General features: G+C 51.6%; 15 protein-coding genes and 1 riboswitch. All 15 genes read right to left on the reverse strand.

The window, feature by feature from the left end; all coding sequences use genetic code 11:
* Positions 1 to 124: 124 nt before the first annotated feature.
* The 15 genes from M4I36_RS14555 to M4I36_RS14625 all read right to left on the reverse strand — a co-directional run bounded on the left by M4I36_RS14555 (position 125) and on the right by M4I36_RS14625 (position 15,925).
* A complete protein-coding gene (locus M4I36_RS14555) occupies positions 125 to 760 on the reverse strand; it encodes a hypothetical protein (RefSeq protein WP_258112477.1) in 636 nt (211 codons plus the stop codon).
* A 25-nt stretch (positions 761 to 785) separates the two neighbouring features.
* The gene (locus tag M4I36_RS14560) at positions 786 to 1,007 is read right to left on the reverse strand and encodes a hypothetical protein (RefSeq protein WP_258112478.1); all 222 of its coding nucleotides are present in this window, start codon (positions 1,005 to 1,007) and stop codon (positions 786 to 788) included.
* A 64-nt stretch (positions 1,008 to 1,071) separates the two neighbouring features.
* Entirely contained in the window at positions 1,072 to 2,226 is a 1,155-nt protein-coding gene (locus tag M4I36_RS14565; protein WP_258112479.1) for a hypothetical protein, read from the reverse strand.
* A gap of 1 nt (position 2,227) precedes the next feature.
* Positions 2,228 to 2,839: a cytochrome b N-terminal domain-containing protein gene (locus M4I36_RS14570; protein ID WP_258112480.1), complete on the reverse strand. Its 612-nt coding sequence runs from the start codon at positions 2,837 to 2,839 to the stop codon at positions 2,228 to 2,230.
* Positions 2,836 to 2,958, reverse strand: a complete 123-nt coding sequence (locus M4I36_RS14575; protein WP_258112481.1) for a hypothetical protein — start codon at positions 2,956 to 2,958, stop codon at positions 2,836 to 2,838. The genes M4I36_RS14570 and M4I36_RS14575 overlap by 4 nt, the downstream gene beginning before the upstream one ends.
* Before the next feature lie 213 nt (positions 2,959 to 3,171).
* On the reverse strand, positions 3,172 to 4,224 hold the full coding sequence (locus M4I36_RS14580) for a PAS domain S-box protein (protein WP_258112482.1): 1,053 nt from the start codon (positions 4,222 to 4,224) through the stop codon (positions 3,172 to 3,174).
* 72 nt (positions 4,225 to 4,296) lie between these two features.
* A riboswitch (cyclic di-GMP riboswitch) is annotated at positions 4,297 to 4,381 on the reverse strand.
* A 165-nt stretch (positions 4,382 to 4,546) separates the two neighbouring features.
* On the reverse strand, positions 4,547 to 6,358 hold the full coding sequence (locus M4I36_RS14585; RefSeq protein ID WP_258112483.1) for a peptide ABC transporter substrate-binding protein: 1,812 nt from the start codon (positions 6,356 to 6,358) through the stop codon (positions 4,547 to 4,549).
* Positions 6,359 to 6,673: 315 nt separating this feature from the next.
* Positions 6,674 to 7,423: a sugar phosphate isomerase/epimerase family protein gene (locus M4I36_RS14590; RefSeq protein WP_258112484.1), complete on the reverse strand. Its 750-nt coding sequence runs from the start codon at positions 7,421 to 7,423 to the stop codon at positions 6,674 to 6,676.
* Positions 7,424 to 7,425: 2 nt separating this feature from the next.
* Positions 7,426 to 8,385 carry an ABC transporter ATP-binding protein gene (locus M4I36_RS14595; protein ID WP_258112485.1) on the reverse strand — a complete coding sequence of 320 codons (960 nt, stop codon included), beginning with the start codon at positions 8,383 to 8,385 and terminating at the stop codon, positions 7,426 to 7,428.
* Positions 8,363 to 9,346 (reverse strand): ABC transporter ATP-binding protein, encoded by a 984-nt coding sequence (locus M4I36_RS14600; protein ID WP_258112486.1) that lies wholly within the window; start codon positions 9,344 to 9,346, stop codon positions 8,363 to 8,365. Before M4I36_RS14600 ends, M4I36_RS14595 begins: the two co-directional genes overlap by 23 nt.
* Positions 9,343 to 10,251 (reverse strand): ABC transporter permease, encoded by a 909-nt coding sequence (locus M4I36_RS14605; protein ID WP_258112487.1) that lies wholly within the window; start codon positions 10,249 to 10,251, stop codon positions 9,343 to 9,345. The genes M4I36_RS14600 and M4I36_RS14605 overlap by 4 nt, the downstream gene beginning before the upstream one ends.
* Positions 10,248 to 11,240 carry an ABC transporter permease gene (locus tag M4I36_RS14610; RefSeq protein WP_258112488.1) on the reverse strand — a complete coding sequence of 331 codons (993 nt, stop codon included), beginning with the start codon at positions 11,238 to 11,240 and terminating at the stop codon, positions 10,248 to 10,250. The genes M4I36_RS14605 and M4I36_RS14610 overlap by 4 nt, the downstream gene beginning before the upstream one ends.
* Before the next feature lie 107 nt (positions 11,241 to 11,347).
* Complete coding sequence (locus M4I36_RS14615) at positions 11,348 to 13,039, reverse strand: ABC transporter substrate-binding protein (RefSeq protein WP_258112489.1); 1,692 nt, start codon at positions 13,037 to 13,039, stop codon at positions 11,348 to 11,350.
* 151 nt (positions 13,040 to 13,190) lie between these two features.
* Positions 13,191 to 14,354 carry a LacI family DNA-binding transcriptional regulator gene (locus M4I36_RS14620; protein WP_258112490.1) on the reverse strand — a complete coding sequence of 388 codons (1,164 nt, stop codon included), beginning with the start codon at positions 14,352 to 14,354 and terminating at the stop codon, positions 13,191 to 13,193.
* A 215-nt stretch (positions 14,355 to 14,569) separates the two neighbouring features.
* Entirely contained in the window at positions 14,570 to 15,925 is a 1,356-nt protein-coding gene (locus M4I36_RS14625; RefSeq protein ID WP_258112491.1) for a GH1 family beta-glucosidase, read from the reverse strand.
* Positions 15,926 to 15,963: the final 38 nt, after the last annotated feature.

Here is a 15,963-nt window from a genome sequence, read left to right on the forward strand (position 1 = left end):
CCGTACCGAACTGCGAGCGTATTGCGCATCGAGCCACTGCCACGTGGTTTCGTTGATGAGAATTCGCATGGAATTTCCCTCTCTCTTATCTGCCACAGGAGAAAGCGCAGACCGTGCTTCTGCCTCATGCATCGCTCTCCCCATCTTTCTTCTCAAGGGGCTGCTCGGACGGCCTTTGCGTCAATCCTTGAAAGAGGCTCTCTAACCGCTCAAGCTCGGAGGTCGCCGCCCGCACACTTCCGTCTTCGACGCCGTCCCGAAGGGGAAACAAGAGAAATCGCACCGCAGCCAGGGAAGAGCGAATGTCATTGACCACTCTCCAGGGAAGCACCGAATCCGTCGTGCCGTTTCGCCCCACATCGAGCCCGTCTCCGCCCCCTCGTGTCCGAGCTTCCTGCTGCCGGCGGAGCATCGCGTGATGGTACCCAAGCCAGCAGATGTTCACCACCCCAATCCCTTGAACGATAGCCAAACTCAGCGTGGTGTCTGTTGTCATCGACGGATGAAGGAACCCATCCACAGCCCATGCCGTGCAGGAGAAAAAGCCGAGGCACAGTGCTGGTACCAAGCCACCAAAGTAAGCCAGAGAACCTATCAGCGCGAGTCGAAGAGAAAACCATGGAAACCCCGAAAAGAGTCCGAAGACGGCCAACAGGCTGGACAGTAACGCCATCCACAAAGGCAGATGCGTACGTCCGAACGCCAGAAAGGCCTCATCCCACGCTTGGAGCATCTGCCAACCCCGAACCACACGATGCATCCGTCGCCCCCACCCTTCGTTCGAGTCAGACGGCCTTCCCTTCGGCCCGCTGTTTGCGATAGATTTGCCGGGCAGACGCCCACATGTTCCCAGTCACCCAAATGCCTAACAAGAGAATCGGAATGCCAAAAATCAAATTGTTGGTCTCTCCTTGAAAAATGCCGCGATACACCAACGCCGTTCCATACACCCCAGAAGCAAGCGCCAACATCCATATGGCATACATCCGCACGACTTTTCCCATCATCCGTTCCTCCTCAAAAGATTCGTTTGCTTTCCAATCGAACATCCACCGTCACGCTCGTCGTTTCTCACATGCCGAAGGGTGCACCGGACGTCCCTTTCCCCTCTGGTCTCGGTGGCATCGGCACATTTTGTTTCCCCTCATAGCAAGCAGGCGAGGCTGACGCTGCCGTTGCTGCTACTTTCGGACCACGAAACTCCTGCGTACAAGCCGCTTTCAGCGGACACGTGGCGCACGTCTTGTTCGTCTCGAGTCTCCGATACCAGTCCCGCCAAATCAACCGATGCACAGGCAGTGCCCTCGGTAACTTATTCAATCCCGGAATCCAAGGCAGGAGCGTCAAAAGCACGAACAGGAAAGCAATGGTGTAAGCGACGAACTCGTCTCCCCAAGGTGCGGTCGATCCCGGTGGAATCTGATACAGAAACGTATAGGGCGTCAGCCACCACGGACCGGGGTACGGCTGCTCATCGTGGTTGATGCCCCACTGCCCGCCTTTCATGTCAATCCCGTGGGCAATCTGATGGAGCGCCTTACCTTGCAAAAATAAAAGGTCATCTTGAATGTTGTAGCGATAAATCGTCCCTGGATTGCTCTCCCGGTCTAATGCTCCCGACAGTAGACCTGATTTGGCAAACGACAGTTCCGCTGTCATCATGGTTTGAACCGGTCCATAGTCCCCACTGGGAACCACGACGCGCCCATTCACCACGGCCGCCTTTTTCAAGGCATTCGCGTAGTTCATAGCCCACGTTTGTTGCGTAGCAAACGGCGCCGCTTGGAAGGTTGCCACTGCCCCGCTCAAGGCTGCATTATTGGATGCCGTCGCCAACATGCGCAGCGGGTTCAAGACGTCGTCCGTCGCCGTGTTGACCGGATACGGCGTTCCCCAAAAAGTTTGTGGATGATATCCTAAAATCGATTGCACATGTTGCGGCGCTTCCCCGTGAAATCCGTGATTATACGGAGGACCGTAATGAGACATTTCGCCTGTGCCGTCGAGATCACCCAAGGCCGTCTGTTCGAGCAGGATGGGCTTGGTGCTGGCAATCTGCTGATTGGTGACGGCGGGGCGATACGGGGCCCCGAAGAACGCTGCCACGCCGACAATCAATACCCCGGCGATGACCAGGCTGACTGTTCCCTCTTTGACCATGTCAAACTCTTTTTGCGGAAATTGAAGTGTGTCCCGAGAAAATCGTGCTCGACGTGTCTTCGCCATCTCACGCATCCTCCTTGGAACGAGACTTGGCTCGATAGGGCGGTACTACGCCTTTGCTGCGAACCGCCAACATGTGCAGTCCAACCAAACCAATCAAAATCAACGGCAGTACGGCGATGTGTAGCCCATACACCTGACCGTTGTTGAGGATGTTCAAAAACCCATCCAGACCCGCTCCGTTGAATGCGTCCTTGCTTTGCACCTGGTTCCACTGAGCAAAGAAGTCGCCGCGACTGAGATAGCCGGTAAACGCCTCCACGACAGCAACCGCGAACGAAAGGGAGCCTAAGACCCAAGTCATAGCGCGTCCTTCTCGCCAGGAACCCATAAAGAACTGCCCGACTAAGTGCATGGTCATAAAGAAGAAAAATGCTTGGACGCTCCAAAAATGAACACTGCGCATAAAGTCTCCGAGAGACGTATGCTGATACCAGAGCGGCCCCTTGGCCGCCATGATGACTCCTGACGCAATGCAGAAAACGAGACTGCTGAGAGTGAAAACTCCGAAGCTATACACCAAAGACGATACATACACGGGTTGCTCGGAAGGGAGCAGGTTATCCCAGGTCAATTTTTCCGACACTTTGGTTCGAATGGCCCGTGACCAGTTCACGATTTTTTCCCGCCTTTTCCTTTTCCGTGCGGATACTTAAAGGCAACAAATCCGATAAATGCAGCCAGCCACAGAAATCCAACGTAATAATTCGGCCATGCATTGGCGTAGTCGACCATGAGCTACACTCCCTTTCTTGTTCTGCTTACAAGGTTCATGATAGAGACCGTGCAGCGTTTCAGGCAGTTCCAAACGGACTATCTTCGGCCCGCATCGAGACTAGTTCAAAGAGACCCCTTCTCATGCAAAAAGACTAGGTCTCCCTAGTCTTTTTGGACTATCTCGCTCCATGCTTTAGATATCAGGATTATCAAAACCCACTATTGGCGAGTCTATTCGCGAGTCTGCGGATGTTGATGTTCACCGAGCGGCTCCCACTCACGCTGCCCAGTGTATAAGTTCACGGTTCGAATCCCATTGTACTCGGGTCTGTGGTTGACTTCGCGGATTTTGACGGTGCAATCTTGCACATCAAAACAGACACTGACTCCACCCCGCGTGACAGCCGCAGAAGTTCCATCCACGATTTGAAACAGACGTAGCATAGGCAAAAGTCTGCGCGGAAATGTCTCCGGTAATTCGCGCTCGGAATGATGATGAAATCGGATGATGTCTACAATGTCATCATTCTGATTGTAATAATACTTGGCCATATCGGCGCTACGGTCCGCATGCTGCTTGCCATCTTCAAAGACGGACCGAGGGTCAACCACATCACCTACTTTTAAAATTGGCTGTGACTTTCCTATATCATGGTAAACAAATACTTGTACCAGTTCATCCTTGTCAATGCCTATCAGCCGACTCACGCCTTTTGCCGTCAACTGAGAGAAAATTTTCAGGCAGTTGACCACATGCCGATATCCACCATCAACAACAATGCCTGTAATGGTGATTTGCTTTGTGTCCGGATTGTACCAATCTTGATACTCGGGGATGGAACGAAGGCGATATTCCACTTTACTGTTCGGCAACGTCAGCGCAAACGCCATATCGAGTTCTTGCTCCATCTCCCGCAGATGCGTCACATCCTCTGCAGTAATGAGCACGCCGCGCAAGCCCTCGTGAATCGTCACTGGCACAAGATTGACGGACAATGTGCGACCATCCGTCGTCTGACGCATGATACCCCGTACCGCAACATCTCTCTTCAACACTTCATGAACTTTTGTGTTTTCCCGATTTCCATGAAGGACCCATGCTCCCAATTCGTCAAAAAAATGTCGTCCTATGTAATCGTCACTCGTGGTACCAAGCATCCGCTTTGCAGACTGATTCATAAAGGTCACGCGGAAGTCCTCATCAATGAGAATGAGCATTTCCTCCATGGCTTCTGCAATCGGCTCAAACAGAAAGGCCCTGTAATTTAACAGGTTTTCCATCATCTTAGCCACCCTTCTTCCCATCGAGAACATTCAAACAGGGTTCTGCGGATGCAGAACCCTGTCGCCTGAAACGTCTGCAACCCGGCTACCATAGACTTTCGTCGTTAGACCCGTGGCTTTGCGCCCGCAACTTTCGATGCGTTTGCCCATATTCACTTGTGGTCAAGATCATTGTACAACGAACGAAACTTTCAGACAACCAAAAATTCACACCTGCGCCAAGGGTCCATACCGAGCGACTGGCAATCTCCTACCGTGAGACCCACTGCCCCTGAGTTCGATTTTTCCGGGAAATCTCTCTTTACAATGGACGCAATGCGACTTAGTTGGACGAAGAACTCTTCGATACAGACCAGTATTGAATTTGTGGATATCCAACCACCGCATCAGCGTATTGAACCGATCCGTGCAAGTTCGGTGCGTGTACTGCCAAAGTAGCGACATTATCTCCCCACAAGAGGGGCAATTGTTTCGCCGTGTACTCCTCATATTGATAGAATTGATGGAGGGTAGCCTCAGCATTCGCACCAGCTTCATGCGATGCTTGGATGAGAGCATCTTCTTTTTGATTGCTATACCCAACCCCAGATGGGGCATTCGTCGCAAACAACTGTCCTCCCGTCGGATAGTAACCAGGCCCGTTATAAAACCACTCCGTTCCCGTGGCAATTTGCCAACTGTTCGGTTGGCTAGGCTCGACAATACTGACAAATGTGCTGAAGGGGACCGGTTTGAGCGTGACATGAATACCTTCTTTCGCCCAGTCTTCTTTCATCAACACGACCTCGTCGGTCTCCGCTTGACTACCGCTGACGTACATCATGACGAACTGAAGCTTCTCGTTCCCTTTGGTCATGACGCCGTTGACCTCTTTCCACCCGTGGGACTCAAGCAATTGCTTACCTGCCAGAGGATTATACGGGTATGGGTTGTTTTGAAGAGCGGGATCGAAAAATTGGGTGTTGGGCACAGACGGAATGGGACCATCGGTGGGACTGGCGTACCCATGATATACCGCTTTCGCGATGGCTGAGTTATCAATGCCTAGTTGAAACGCCTTCCGAATGTAGAAGTGGTCAAAAATCTTTTTCGTTTTAGACCCTGGATACATATTCAAAGAGGTATACGCCATAGCGAGCGAATACTCGGGGGTGATGGTGTCGCCCATCGAGGTCAAAGCCCCTTTTGACCCATATTGACTTAAATCGAGATAGCCGTAGTTGACAGTACCAGACTTCAATCCACTGAATTCCGCACTGTTTGACCCTTCATATTGGAAGATAAGCTGATGGACCGTGCTTTTGTGACCATCGTAATGAGGATTGGGAACCAAGACCCATTCTTGGTTGGGTACGGCTTTGACTAATTCAAACGGACCGTCGACCACTTTGTCGAATTTCGGATTAGTCGCCCCATTGCCGAGATACTTCATTTCTTTCATCATATTGTCCGGGTATTTATCCATAGAAGCGGCGGGCAGAGGAGTAATTTGGACAAGCCCGTTGTAAATAAACCACTCTTGATTGGCTGGTTTTTTGAGCGTGACCGTCACTTCGTACAACCCGTTCGCGACCACGCTTTGAATTCCGTTCGGCAAATCGCCCGTGCCTGCCCCAATAAATGGCCAAGGCGCCGGCGCATGCGCGGAAGACGTCGCTTTAATGACGTCCCATGTGAAAAGAAAGTCCTTGCTTGTGACAGGATGTCCATTGGACCAATGCCACTTGGGATTTAAATAGACATGATAGACTGTTCCTTGCTTGTTATAGGTGATTTTACTTGCGATAGACGACTTCCAATCGATTTTGAACCCATCGCCAATCCATATCAGCGGTTTATACATCTGCTGCGTCATTTCCGTGTTAAACGTTGTGTCGTTTGCCCCATTGATGAGCGGAAGATACCACGTGATGTTCGATTGCGGGGACAGTGCATACACGATGCTTCCACCCTGATTCGTCTGAGCAGACGGAGTCGAAGATTTCTTACCAGCCGGCGCCTTCGCCGTCGTTGCAGAAGTACCGCAACCCGTCACCAGCACGGCAGTGCCTAGCGCCAACATTCCTGTGACGGCCGCCATACGTCTCTTTCTCATGCGCGCTGGCCTTACCAGCATGCCAACCTTCGACTTCATTTGGCAACCTCCCCTCGAATCGATCAATCACCATGTCGGACAACCCGACACAATGATCCGATGATTCCGTCAATTATAACGGTAGGTGAAGGATTGGTCAATGAGCGTTTGTCAGATTCGTTGACATGCCAGTTGAGAGCTCCGTCATTCCATATGCTGCATCCATATGCTGCACTTCACCCAATGGCGTTCCTTAAAACCTTGTCTCCGGGCCAAACGGCCAGCCGGCGCCGCATGGACTGCCGCCGGCAATCGCAACCTTAGGGGCAGCCCATACTGACCGTAGAAGAGAAAGCGTTCATGAAAACCAGTGCCTCAGGGGCGATGCGATGCAAGAAACTCGAAGCTCGATTGAATGCTCTCGAGCGGGTTACCTCGGCACACGTCCTGCTCAACAATATACCATTCTACTCCGGATGCGTTCGCCGCCGTAAAGATGCTTGACCAATCCAGGCACCCGTGACCCACTGGTGCGAAAAAGCGCTCCTCGTCCGGGGTCATGTCCTTCATGTGCAGAATCGGACAACGCCCAGCGTACCGCTCAATGTACGCACTCGGGCTTTGATTCGCATAAGCAATCCAGTAGAGGTCTAATTCCGCTTCCACAAACTTGGCATCTGTCTGTTCGTACAGATAATCTAAAGCGAAGATTCCATCAAACGACATGAATTCAAACGCATGGTTGTGATATCCAAATCCAATGTTCGCCTCGGCAAACAACTCTCCCGATTTCTGCAACCATTCCGCAAGACGTTGATAATCCGCTTTCGTCTGACGCCGTTCCTCTGGAAGATAGGGACAAAAGACATGTTGCAACCCCAACTCTGCCGACTGCTCCACTACGCGCTCCAAACTGTCCTCCAAATCTGCCAACGGGACGTGACTAGAAACAGGAGTCAGACCGAGATGGTCCACCGCATGCCGTAACTCCCGTGGCGTCATTCCCCCATAACCTGCAAATTCCACACCTTCAAATCCAAGGTCCGCCACTTTTTGCAGTGTCGGCAGGTACGCCTCTTGCATCATCTCGCGAAGTGTATATAGTTGGATCCCGATGTTCGGCATACTCATACTCCTTCCACCATGTGACAAGCGACAGCGTGTTGGTTCGTCCTCTCCTCAAGCGGTGGCATCTCCACTTGACATCGCTCATCGGCGAGCGGGCAGCGCGGCGCAAACGGACATCCGTGCTTTGGAATATCTCCAGTTCCTGCGGTCGGAATGACCATTGCTTTCCCTTCTGCGGCGCGGCGCGGATTGGGGATGGCTGACCAGAGCAATTTGGTGTACGGATGCAGCGGATTCGTCAACAGCGTTTCCGTCTCACCAATTTCCACAACGTTTCCACGATACAGTACCATGATGCGCTGCGCCAGTAGTCGGGCGCTGAGCAAATCGTGCGTGATGTAGAGCATGGCGGATACTTTCTTCTGGTCGAGTAAATCTCGCAGCAGGCGCAGAACATCAGCGCGGATGGAAACGTCAAGCATCGACACGGGTTCGTCGGCGATGACGATTTCCGGAGAAGCCGCGAGTGCGCGCGCAATCACCACGCGCTGACGCTGTCCTCCCGACAGCTGATGAGGCCGTTTTTCCAAGTATTCGTCTGCTGGAATCAACTGTACTGTTCCGAGAATCTCACGTGCCCTTTCTAGGGCGGCTGCATTGTTCATTTGGTGATAATTGATGATGGGGCGGCTGATGGTATAACTGATCCGATTAAATGGATTGAGTGCCGCATATGGGTCTTGAAAGACCATTTGTACGCGTTGCCGAAGGCTTCGTCCACTGCGTTCGGCGCTCTCTTCGGACAGTCGGATGCTACCCTCAGTAGGGGTCTCAATTCCCGCCAACATGCGACCAATCGTCGTTTTCCCACTGCCACTCTCGCCCACCAGTGCCACAACTTCTCCATGGCCAAGCGTGAAAGAGACGTCCCGCACCGCCACAAAGGGCTCCGCGCGACGGCGTGGCACGCGAAAAACTTTCGTCAACCCGTGCACCTCAAGAACGGACTCCGACACCATCGACCACCTCCTGTCTCGTCACGGGACACCTCGACTGAACGTCTTGAAATGTCTCCAAGGACGGCGTCGATGTGCGGCAAGACTCCTGAACTAAAGGACAGCGAGGCGCGTACATGCATGCCTCCGGAATCACGTGAAGGTCTGGAGGAGAACCCGGTATGCCTTGGTAAGACCCCTTGGGGTTTTCAGGGTCCGGCAAAGAGTCCATTAACGCACGAGTGTAGGGATGCCAGGCATGTTTGAGTAATCCTCGCGAACTTTGCTCTTCAATAATTTCTCCCGCGTACATGACGACTACACGGTCTACGAGTTCCAAGACGAGGCCTAAGTCGTGACTGATGAACAACATGGCAAACGACTGCTGATGGCGAAGCGCCTTCAAGTTCTCGAGAATTTGACGTTGCACGACCATGTCGAGCGCTGTGGTCGGTTCATCCATAATGACAAGTTTTGGCCGAAGAACCAGGGAGAGTGCAATCGCAATGCGTTGTTTCATCCCACCGGACAACTCGTGTGGATACCGACGCAAGACCTCAGGACGGATTTGCACTAAATCCAACACTTCAACGGCCCGTTCTTCGATAGCTCGTCTTCCTCGGTGACCATGTTGTTCCATCACATCGCGAAACTGAGCGCCAATCGTCATGATGGGGTTGAGGGCATTCATGCCACTTTGCAGGACAACAGAGACCGTCTCCCACCGCGCTTTGCGCATCGACTCTGCATCCATGGACATCCAGTCATTCCCACCTATATGAATGCGGCCACCGACAATCTGAGCAGGGGGGCGCTCTAAACGAGCAATGGCAAATCCGAGAGTGGACTTGCCGCAGCCAGACTCCCCAACTAATCCTACAAATTCATCCTCTTCAATGGACAGAGACACGTTTCGAACCGCGTGCACTGGGTTGCGGCGCCCATAATCAATCGATAAATCTTCTACGGAAAGGAGAGTACTCATCGCGATTCCTCCTGAAGACGGGGATTGGAGACGGCGTCAAACCCGAAGTTAATGAGGACGAGCGACATTCCGAAGAAGGCAATACAAAGTCCTGGTGCTAAAATCCAAGCCCACTGCCCTTGCAAAAGGGCACTCGAATTTTGAGCCCAATAAAGCATCGAGCCCCAGGAAATTTGACTCGGATTCCCAAATCCGAGGAACTCCAATCCGACGGCAGCCAACAACCCCGCAGTCGAAGCGCCAAGAAAGTTGGCCATGACCAACGACAGCATATTCGGGACGACTTCACGAGAAATAATTCGGCCCACACTGTCCCCCGCGAGACGCGCCGCAGTGACAAAGTCTCGAGAGCGTAGCGTGACGACCTGCGAGCGAAGCACTCGCGCGCCCCAAGGCCATCCGGTAAAGCCGATGATAATCACAATTAACGTCATACCTCGTCCTGGGGCGTAAGAGGCTAAGACGATTAACAGCGGCAGTCCTGGTAGCACCAAAAATACATTGGTCAAAAACGACAGAACTTCATCGACCCAACCTGACACATATCCTGCGGTAATGCCTATCAACATCGCCAAAAAAGTGGCGATAGCTCCTACGGAAAAAGAAACAAGAATGGAAACGCGCGTTCCGTAGATGAGTTCAGACAGAACATCCTGTCCATTCTGCGTGGTGCCGAGCCAGTGCTGCCACGATGGACCTGCCATCGCAGCAAAGCTGGAGTCCTTAGGACTATAGGGTACCAACCATGCCCCAAAGATAGAAACCGCGACAAAAATACCGAGCATGACAATGCCGACCCGTGCCTTGCGATTCCGCCACAAAATACTCGCAATCTCCGCAACAGCACCACGAGACCGAGCCCTAGCCGGAGCTTTTGGTTGCTTTGCCAATGTTCCGATGCTCATGATGTCCCTCCTCGCCGGACACGGGGATCGAATAACACATATGCCAAATCGGCAAAAAAGTTGGCCAATACGACACATACGACGATAATCAAGAAAATGCCTTGCATGAGTGGATAGTCTTCATTAATGACCGCATTGTAGAGTAAAAACCCAATGCCTGGATAGGAGAAGACGATTTCCGTCAGCAGCGAACCACCGACGACAAATCCCAGGGCCATCGCGAAACCCGTCAAATTCGGCAAGAGTGCATTTCTCGCCACATACATCCAAGCGACCCACCGACTTTTCAAGCCTTTAGCATTGGCGAGAAGAACGTAGTCTTCATTTAAGGTATTAATCATGTTATTGCGCATGCCGAGCAGCCAACCGCCAATCGAACTGATGACAATAGTCATGGCAGGTAAAAATCCGTGGTGAACAACGCTGACGATAAAGCTCCAATGGAACCCTGTGGGAAATGCAGCGTTATACGCGCCACTCAACGGAAACCAGTGCAACACGAATGCCAAGACATACACAGCAGCCAGTCCCAGCCAAAAATAAGGGAACGTGTTTGTGAAACTCGAAATGGTCGTCAACACGCCGTCCGCCGATTTACCGCGCCTCATGGCGGCGACGATACCAAGCGCAGTTCCCAGTCCAAAGCTGATGAGCGTGGATATCCCCACCAATCCCAGCGTCCAGGGCAACGCGTGCGCAATCATATACGTCACAGTATAAGGAAAATACGTATAAGAAACACCAAAATTGAAGTGCACAACTTCTCCGAGATACTGCCAGTATTGTTGAAATACATTCCCGTGTTTTACTCCGAGCATCAGCGCGATGGCTTTCATCGCACTTGGACTCATCGAACCACGTTCATGAAATCGCGCCATCATCGTTTCTACGGGATTTCCCGGCATCAGTCGCGGAATCATGAAATTGACTGTGATGGCGACCCAAAGGGTGCAGAGCAGGATGATCACTCGCCTCACAAAGTAACGCATCAGGCACCTCCTCCGTAACGGATCGATGTAAAGGGAGCGAATAGGACGGGCCGGGACAGGCCGAGAAAACATTTCTCTGGGCCTCGTCCCGCCGCAGATGTCGTCCTTTACTTGACCGGACGCAGGTGAATGATTTCGAGCAATGCGTTCGTCGACGTGAGGCCAGGCGAAGCATACGGGTTGCTCGCAGTCGGCCAGCCGACGTAGTGATTGGTCTGGTACTCGTTCCATCCCGCACCGGAAACCAGTCCAACAATCGGGACTTGAGTAAACGCAATCTTCTCCAACTGGTCGACAATTTTGTGTTGTTTCGACGAACTCGTAGTTTGTGCAAGCTCAGTCAGCAGTTGATTCGCCTTTGGATCGTTGAATCGTTCACTGTTGGCATTGAACGCGGCAACTTTGCCAATCGGCGCAGATTCTGAGGACGACATCAGGTAGTCATAGATGTAATAAGGATTGGACTCGGACCACCCATAAACGAGAGCCGCTTGGAAGTGCCCTGTTTCGACATCGTTGTAGTCCGTTGACTGAGAAGGAGTTTCCGTGTTGACTTTAATGCCGATTTTTGCGAGTTCTGATTGAATGATTTGCATGTCTTGAATATAGTCGGTCCAGCCGGTCGGGCATTCCAGTGTAAAACTCAATTGCTTACCATTCGGCCCTATCAGTTTCCCATTTTGCATGTGATAACCAATCGATTCGAGCAAGGACAACGCCTTTTTCGGCGAGTAGTTATACTGATATTTCTGTGCCAGCGTGGGGTCTAGCCATTTGCTGTCCAACGACGGAGGCAACAGCGACTGACTTGCAGGCGGCTCATAGCCATATTCGCCTTTTTTATAGATGACTTCTTTATTAATGGCGTAAGCCATCGCTTGACGGAATTTGACGTTGTTGAACGGTGCCTCCGACAAATTGAAATACAGAGCGGTCGGCGACGCGAGAGGGAACCAGTAATGATAATCGGCCGGATTTTTATCCACATACACTTTCTGAATGCCCGGCTCAAAGAGCACAGCTTGATCAAACTTGCCTTCCGACATCTGCAGGTCTGCCGTTTGATTCCCACTCAGCGCAATTTCCGTAATTTCCGGCACTTTCACTAGATTTTTCTGCCAATAAAGAGGGTTTAGTTTCAAGGTATACTGACTCGGATTGAAGGTATCCACCACATAAGGCCCGGTCACAATCGGATTGTCGTCCGTAAACGTCACCGGATTGACATTTTTGAACTGCCCTGGATAGACGATTAACTGCTCGGCGATGTACTGCCACCCTGGAACGTTTGGCTGCGAAAAATCGAACGTCACAACGTTCCCTTTAGAAGACACCGAACTGACGTAACTCCAGATGCCGTTGCTATCGAGTGCTGGGTATTTCTTCAGTAAGTCAAACGTGAAAACTACATCTTTTGCCGTAAATGGCTTCCCGTTAGACCATTTGACGCCTTGACGAATGGTGAATTCTAACTTCTTTGTTCCAACCCACTGATAACTGGTGGCAAGCCATGGCGTCTTGGCACCCGTCAGCCCATCGACTTCATACAACGGTTCATACATAAAGAACTCGCCTTCAAGCGCGTTCGGTGAGAACGGGTTAAAGTTTTCTGTATATCCTGGCGATCCGTCTTGAGCACCGATGACAAGTGGTGCCGTCCCCATCCCGGCCGCTGCAGTGGTGGTAGAACTCGGTGCTGTACTCGAGTTTGACGTGGTTGCCGTACCGCAACCCGCCACGCCCATCGCCACCAGCAGCGTGGTCGAAGATACTACAGCGAGCATTCTCTTCTTTGCCACAATGACTCCCCCTCATTGTTCTTCAAGAATTCATGAAAGCAATTTGCGCCTGTAAACGCTTACTTGACGTGCAGACCTCACAGCAAATCAGACGACAACCGTCACCGGATGTCGGCAAAACGTCCCACATCACCTCCCTAACAGCAGACTCCTATTCTTCGGCACTGTGCGTCACACAAACTTGCTCGACAGCATCCACATCACACGCTTGCCCACTTTTCTCAAAAAAATCGCTTGATGCGAGAGACGAACTAGAATCCGCGCAGACTATCCTTACCGTTTCTCTCGCAACCAGCTCGACATCAACCACGACTCCCGAGGGAGGTTTTCCCGGTTTGTGAATAAGCTCGAGCAATTCTTGAGCAGCTCGGGTTCCCATTTCTCCTCGTTTTTGTCGAATCGTCGTGAGAGCCGGAGAAAGGTGACTACTCATGACGATGTCGTCAAACCCGATGATGGAGAAGTCTTCCGGAATGACATAGCCTCTTTGCTTCAAAAGTTCCATACCACCAATCGCCATCATGTCACCCGCAAAGAAAATTGCCGTCGGCAAATCTGGCAACTCCAGCATCCGTTCCATCGCAAAACGCCCGCCCTCTTCGGTAAAATCGCCGTCAAGAACCCATTCGTGCCGAAAGAGCAGTCCGTTGTGCTCCAATCCTTGCTGATATCCTACTAAGCGGTCGTGCCCCGGTTTTGTAGAAAACCGGTCTCCGACAAAAGCAATTCGAGTGTGCCCACACTGAACCAGATAATCTACAGCTTTTTTCGCTCCATCTACGTTGTCCGACACCAAGTAGCTCGCACGCGGCCCGAGCAAATCCAAATCGACCGAGAGACAAGGGATAGAACTCCGCGAAATCGCCTCTAAACCAGGGTCGGTCCGCCACACGCCGAGCAACAGCAAGCCGTCTACGTTGCGGTGACGCGCTCTATCCTCATACCCTGAATGTACGTTGTCTGGGGCGTTATTGGCGAAAAAGAGCAAATCATAGCCAGCGACGCCAATCACATCTTTAAAACTGGCGAGAACATCTGCAAAGAACGGGTGTCGAAGACCAGAATTCGCGTGGTCCCGAAAAAAGACTCCAATGGTCATCGACCGCTTTGTCGCCAAACCACGAGCAACGGCGTTCTGCTTGTAACCTAGTTCTTGAGTGATAGCTTCCACCCGAGCACGTGTCTCTCGATTGACGTCCGGGTAGCCATTCAACACTTTGGAGACGGTCGCAGAAGACACGCCAGCACGTTTCGCAATGTCGTATATCGTTGTCAGCGAAAACCCCTTCTTCCAACACGTTTCACGTGACGGCACGGCCCGTAGGCTAAAACACAGTACGCCGTCAGAAACCGCTTTCGATAAACATGTATTCGTTAGATTTCGAAATGTTCCTGCTTATCAAACAAAAATTTATTTGAGCATTTTCAAATCTGAAAGCAGATCTATCACATCTTCAGGAATATCAGTCAATATTTTGTGTGTCGTAGCCAGAATACGCATGGAGACACACCAAATTCAGTCACGTGCCATCATACAAGCTGTGTCCGATGCTTCGTTGCAAGTTCTCGGTACCACTTTGCACTGTCCTTTAATACCCTCTTTTGTGTATCATAGTCGACATAGACAATCCCGAAACGTTTCGAATAACCATAGGCCCACTCAAAATTATCCATCAGTGACCAGAGATAATACCCACGAAGGTCACCGCCATCTTCGATGAATCTCTCTGCAGCAGCCAGATGCCCTTCAACGTACGCAATTCGCGCCGTATCGTGAATTTGCCCATCGTCCTCAAGAACATCCGCATAGGCCGCCCCGTTTTCCGTCACATACAGCGGGATGTCCGTATACTCCGAGGCAACTCGCTTGAGCAACCGGTAGAGTGACTCCGGATGAACTTCCCACCCCATGTCCGTTTGCGAGTCAGGCGAAGACGGCACATAGCCTACTCCCAAGAATTCGCTGGTCACATCTGCTTTGACAACACTTCGCGTATAGTAATTCACTCCCAGAAAGTCCATGGGTGCCGAAATGTGTTGTAAGTCCCCATCTCTGATGAAGTCTACCCGGCCCACGCGCGCCTCAAATTTTTCAAGCATGTCCTCAGGGTACTGAGCGCGAAAGAGCGGATCGAGAAACCATCGATTGGTAAATCCATCTGCCGTTCGAGCGGCAGCAACATCCTCCGGAGAAGACGAGGCTGGATAGACCGCGCCAAGATTCAAAGTGATGCCAATGTTTCCACCGAGTCCAGAAGCCCGATAAGCTTGAAGCGCCTCGCCATGAGACAACAAGAGGTGATGCGCGGCCGTCAGCGCCTCCCGCCAGTCGGTGTGTCCAGGAGCATGTTCCCCGATGCCATAACTCAGAAACGACGCACACCAAGGTTCGTTGTGCGTAATCCACGTGTCGACCTGAACACCCAAATGGTGCAACAGTGTCTCAGCGTATTCTCCGAAATATTTCGAAACATCTCGATTCAACCAACCGCCCATTTGACCGAGCCACTCAGGCAAATCCCAATGATACATAGTGACCGCAGGCTTCAATTGTCTCTTTTCCAGCTCATCGACCAACCGCTTGTAAAAGTCCATGCCCTCCGCATTGAATTTCCCTTTCTCAGGAAAGATGCGCGGCCAAGCGATAGAAAACCGATACGAAGACACTCCTAAATCAGCAATTGTCTGCACATCTTCGGCATAGCGATGGTAATGGTCGCATGCGATGTCACCCGTATGCCCAGAGTGAGTTTTACCAGGCACTCGGCAGAAAGTGTCCCAAATAGAATCGGTTCGCCCTCCTTCTGACGTCGCCCCTTCAATCTGGTAGGCTGATGTCGCAACACCAAAAATAAAATTCTTAGGAAACCTGAGGGAACTCGACAAGGACGCACATCCTTTCGTAAAGTCGACGGTTGTTCAAC

The sequence above is a fragment of the Alicyclobacillus sp. SP_1 genome (assembly GCF_024706985.1).
Taxonomy (GTDB): Bacteria; Bacillota; Bacilli; order Alicyclobacillales; family Alicyclobacillaceae; genus Alicyclobacillus_I.

Bases quoted from the DNA above. Each gene is read 5' to 3' on its own strand.
- M4I36_RS14555 (WP_258112477.1), bottom strand. From the start codon at position 760: ATGCATCGTGTGGTTCGGGGTTGGCAGATGCTCCAAGCGTGGGATGAG.
- M4I36_RS14560 (WP_258112478.1), bottom strand. From the start codon at position 1,007: ATGATGGGAAAAGTCGTGCGGATGTATGCCATATGGATGTTGGCGCTT.
- M4I36_RS14565 (WP_258112479.1), bottom strand. From the start codon at position 2,226: ATGGCGAAGACACGTCGAGCACGATTTTCTCGGGACACACTTCAATTT.
- M4I36_RS14575 (WP_258112481.1), bottom strand. From the start codon at position 2,958: ATGGTCGACTACGCCAATGCATGGCCGAATTATTACGTTGGATTTCTG.
- M4I36_RS14580 (WP_258112482.1), bottom strand. From the start codon at position 4,224: ATGATGGAAAACCTGTTAAATTACAGGGCCTTTCTGTTTGAGCCGATT.
- M4I36_RS14585 (WP_258112483.1), bottom strand. From the start codon at position 6,358: ATGAAGTCGAAGGTTGGCATGCTGGTAAGGCCAGCGCGCATGAGAAAG.
- M4I36_RS14590 (WP_258112484.1), bottom strand. From the start codon at position 7,423: ATGCCGAACATCGGGATCCAACTATATACACTTCGCGAGATGATGCAA.
- M4I36_RS14595 (WP_258112485.1), bottom strand. From the start codon at position 8,385: ATGGTGTCGGAGTCCGTTCTTGAGGTGCACGGGTTGACGAAAGTTTTT.
- M4I36_RS14600 (WP_258112486.1), bottom strand. From the start codon at position 9,346: ATGAGTACTCTCCTTTCCGTAGAAGATTTATCGATTGATTATGGGCGC.
- M4I36_RS14605 (WP_258112487.1), bottom strand. From the start codon at position 10,251: ATGAGCATCGGAACATTGGCAAAGCAACCAAAAGCTCCGGCTAGGGCT.
- M4I36_RS14610 (WP_258112488.1), bottom strand. From the start codon at position 11,240: ATGCGTTACTTTGTGAGGCGAGTGATCATCCTGCTCTGCACCCTTTGG.